The 3,781-nt window shown below is 66.0% G+C and carries 5 protein-coding genes; all 5 read left to right on the plus strand.

The window, feature by feature from the left end; translation table 11 throughout:
• Positions 1-173 precede the first annotated feature (173 nt).
• Positions 174-917, plus strand: a complete 744-nt coding sequence (locus WBF82_RS23030; protein WP_424385245.1) for a hypothetical protein — start codon at positions 174-176, stop codon at positions 915-917.
• Between the two features lie 94 nt (positions 918-1,011).
• Positions 1,012-1,884: an alpha/beta fold hydrolase gene (locus tag WBF82_RS23035; protein WP_424385246.1), complete on the plus strand. Its 873-nt coding sequence runs from the start codon at positions 1,012-1,014 to the stop codon at positions 1,882-1,884.
• Between the two features lie 15 nt (positions 1,885-1,899).
• On the plus strand, positions 1,900-2,382 hold the full coding sequence (locus WBF82_RS23040; RefSeq protein WP_424385247.1) for a DUF309 domain-containing protein: 483 nt from the start codon (positions 1,900-1,902) through the stop codon (positions 2,380-2,382).
• A 192-nt stretch (positions 2,383-2,574) separates the two neighbouring features.
• Entirely contained in the window at positions 2,575-3,531 is a 957-nt protein-coding gene (locus WBF82_RS23045) for a class I SAM-dependent methyltransferase (protein ID WP_424385248.1), read from the plus strand.
• A gap of 2 nt (positions 3,532-3,533) precedes the next feature.
• The coding region (locus WBF82_RS23050) for a class I SAM-dependent methyltransferase (RefSeq protein ID WP_424385249.1) at positions 3,534-3,781 on the plus strand (248 nt) is incomplete at its 3' end.

The following is a 3,781-nucleotide window of genomic DNA, read 5'->3' on the forward strand; positions in this document are numbered from 1 at the left end:
AGCCGATGGTTCAGGAACACGGTCATTGGCTCGGGTCGCGCGCGTGAACCGACCCACGGGTTGTCGAGACCGCAATGCTTAGGACCGGGTGGATGAGTACGAAAGACGGCGGCTTTCGTGATGAGCACAATCTCACGGTGCGCCAGAATGGAATATTGTGCCCGTGACTACTGATGGTTTCTGACCACCCGGCCGGCGCGGTGTCCGATGTGTTGGACGCCTGGCGAGTGCTGGCTGCTGTCGTCAAAGCGCCGTGGTGGATGGCGCCGCTCGCCGTCGTGGGCGGTGCCGCTGCGATGGCGGCGCTGACCGGCGGCGGGCTAACCGGGACGGGATTCGTGACCGCCGTGGTGCTGATGCTGGCGACGATCTATCTGCCGATTTTTGTGCTGGTGCGGCAGCGGCGGGCGATGGGTGTGCGGCTGCGTCGCCGTCGACGAACGAGGCGACAGTGGCTACTCGCGTGGCTGGTGTTCTTTGGGTTTGTCGGAACGGCCTATGGCTTGATGTGGGTGCTGCCGCTGGGAACCCCGCTGGCTTACGCCGTGCAATTCCTGGCCTCCGCGGTCATCCTCGGGACCTACATGGCGATCAACACCCGCGACCCGATCGGGAACGACGCTGGCCGTCTCGTGCTCCCCGGGGATTACCCTGGCGCGTTGGACGAGCGCATTGCGTCGCGGTCGCGATTGAAGCTGTGCGCGTGCCTGGCCGCGATCGACGAGATTGAGCTGGGCCTGCTCGCTCATTGTGTTCAGCAGCAGCCGGATGCCTTGCTTTCGGACGTCGCTGATCTGGTTGCGGCGCAAGTTGTTTGGGGTCGGCACGACGCCGGACGCAACTGGACCTCGCTGACACCCGAGGGACGTGCCAGGTATCGACGTCACCTGGCTGCCCTGCTCGGAGTGCAGGCCTAGATTCTTAGCTATCAGGCGCTGGAGCCGCGCCTGGCGTTTTCTGCGACGATAGGGTGGGCCGGGCCGGATCTGGACCAGAGGGGGTACCGGTTCCATGAACGAGTTGAAGTTTCTCGAGTTGCACGGCGATCGGGTGGCATACCGCGACGCCGGTGATGGCGAAGTGCTGCTGCTGATCCACGGCATGGCCGGGAGCTCGGCCACCTGGCGGTCCGTGCTACCACAGCTGTCGAAGAAATTCCGGGTGATCGCACCGGACCTGCTGGGTCACGGCGAGTCGGCCAAACCCCGCAGTGACTACTCGTTGGGCGCGTTCGCGGTCTTGCTCCGCGATTTCCTCGACGAACTCGGCGTTGGTCAAGCTACCGTGGTCGGTCAGTCGCTGGGCGGCGGTGTCGCCATGCAGTTCGTCTATCAGCACCCCGACTACGGCAAGCGGTTGGTGCTCATCAGCAGCGGCGGCCTCGGTCCCGATGTCGGATGGATTCTGCGACTGCTCTCGGCGCCGGGGGCGGAGCTGGTGTTGCCGATCATCGCGCCGAAGCCGGTGCTCACCGTCGGCAACAAGCTCAGATCATGGTTCAGCGGTGCCGGCATCCATTCGCCGCGCGGCGCGGAGACGTGGAGCGCCTACTCGTCGCTGGCGGATCGGCAGGCCCGGGAGTCATTCCTGAAGACGCTGCGATCCGTGGTCGATTACCGCGGGCAGGCGGTCAGCGCGCTCAACAGGCTGCACGCGCGCGCCGACCTACCGGTCATGGCGATCTGGGGCGATCGGGACAACATCATTCCGGTCGAGCATGCGTACGCGATCCACAACGCGCGCACCGACACCAGACTCGAGGTGCTGCCCGGCGTCGGTCACTACCCGCAGGTCGAGGCACCCAACGAGGTGGTCGAGCTGATCGAGGACTTCATCGCGACCACCGACCGTGGCGACGTGGACAGTCCACAGTCGAGCCTCTAATTCCGGTCAAGTCGTATGACCGAGCGTGATCGCGACGAATCGGGCCGGCCCCGAAGTGCCCGCCCGCGTGATTCTTTGGGCCGGCCGCTGCCCTATGGCAGCGAGGGCGTTCCACGGATCCCCGATGACCTCGAGCTGGCGCCGGCCGAAACTCTGACCTATGCCCAGGACCTGCTGGACCGGGGTCTGGCGTTCAGCGCGCATGAGGTCCTGGAGGCGGCCTGGAAGTCCGGTCCCGACGATGAACGGATGCTGTGGCAAGGCCTGGCGCAGCTCGCAGTTGGCATTACTCACGCCCAGCGCGGCAACGTCAACGGGGCGACAAGTCTGCTGCGCAGTGCGTCGGCCCGTCTTGCTCACGCTCACCCCCAGGGACGCCACGGGATCGACGTCGCCGGTTTGGTGGACTTTGCCGATGTGCTGATCGACGACCTTGCGGCGGGTGTCCAGATCCCGCTGCAGCGGCTGCGACCACGATTGCAGACATCGCTGGACTGACTGCGGCGCAATATGTTTGCGATTGGCACGACGCCGGGCGGGCCTGGATCTCGGTGACGCCCGACGGACGCAGCAGGTATCGCGGTCACCTGGCTGCCCCGCTCGCGCAGACCGCCTAGATTCTTAGCTTTGCTCACAGCCGACGCGGGTACCCTCCGCGGGTGGCGTGCTGCTGACTGGGAGGAAGTGAACGTGGCGAGAACCGATAATGACAGCTGGGAAATCACCGAGAGCGTGGGCGCCACCGCGCTGGGTGTCGCGGCGGCCCGCATGGCGGACACCGAGAGTGACGATCCGCTGATCGACGATCCATTCGCGCGGGTGTTCCTGGAGGCCGCGGGCGACGGCATGTGGAACTGGTTCGGCAACCCCGACCTGCCCGACGAGATCGCCAAGGTCGCCCCCGACGTGCCGTTGCGGATGCAGGGCATGCGCGACTACATGGCTTCGCGGACAGCGTTTTTCGACGAGTTCTTCATCGATGCCACCGAAGCGGGGGTGCGGCAGGTGGTGATTTTGGCGGCGGGCCTGGATTCGCGGTCGTGGCGGTTGCCGTGGCCCGACGGGGTGACCGTCTACGAGCTCGACCAGCCGCGGGTGTTGGAGTTCAAAGCCTCGACGCTGCGGGAGCACGGGGCGAAGCCGACCGCCAATGTTGTCAACGTTCCGGTCGATCTGCGTGACGATTGGCCAACGGCCTTGCGGCAGGCGGGTTTTGACCCCAACGCGCCGAGCGCGTTCACCGTCGAGGGGCTGCTGCCGTTTCTGCCGTCGGCCGCCCAGGATTTGCTGTTCGAGCGCATCCAGACGCTGACCGCCGTCGGCAGCCAGGTCGCCGTCGAGGCGCCTGGTCCCGACTTCAACCACCCCGAGGTCCGGGATCGGCAGCGCGCGCAGATGCAGCGTTACCGCGAGCTGGCCGCCCAGTTGGGCGGCGAGGAGCACGACTTTCCCGACATCGAGTATCTGTGGTACTTCGAAGCTCGCACCGACGTGGGGGAGTGGTTGCTCGAGCACGGCTGGGATGTGTCGGTGCTGACGACCGAGGACATGATGGCTCTCTTTGACCGCCATCCGCCGGAGGGCCTCGAGGACGGGTCACCAGACACCTTGTTCGTGTCGGCGCAGCGGTCGGTGGGGAGGGCTTGATAGTGGCGAGGACCGACAACGACACCTGGGAGATCACCGAGAGCGTGGGTGCGACGGCGCTGGGTGTGGCGTCGTCGCGGGCGGCCGAAACTCGCAGTGAGAACCCGTTGATCTGCGATCCGTTCGCGCAGGTTTTCCTCGATGCCGCCGGCGACGGGGTGTGGAACTGGCACTCCGCGGGACCGTTGCCGCCCGAGGTCGTCGAAGCCGAACCGCTGGTTCCGCTGCAGATGCAGGCGATGGTCAACTA

Source organism: Mycobacterium sp. (assembly GCF_049673265.1).
In the GTDB taxonomy this organism is placed as follows: Bacteria; Actinomycetota; Actinomycetes; order Mycobacteriales; family Mycobacteriaceae; genus Mycobacterium.

Bases quoted from the DNA above. Each gene is read 5' to 3' on its own strand.
- WBF82_RS23030 (WP_424385245.1), top strand. From the start codon at position 174: ATGGTTTCTGACCACCCGGCCGGCGCGGTGTCCGATGTGTTGGACGCC.
- WBF82_RS23035 (WP_424385246.1), top strand. From the start codon at position 1,012: ATGAACGAGTTGAAGTTTCTCGAGTTGCACGGCGATCGGGTGGCATAC.
- WBF82_RS23040 (WP_424385247.1), top strand. From the start codon at position 1,900: ATGACCGAGCGTGATCGCGACGAATCGGGCCGGCCCCGAAGTGCCCGC.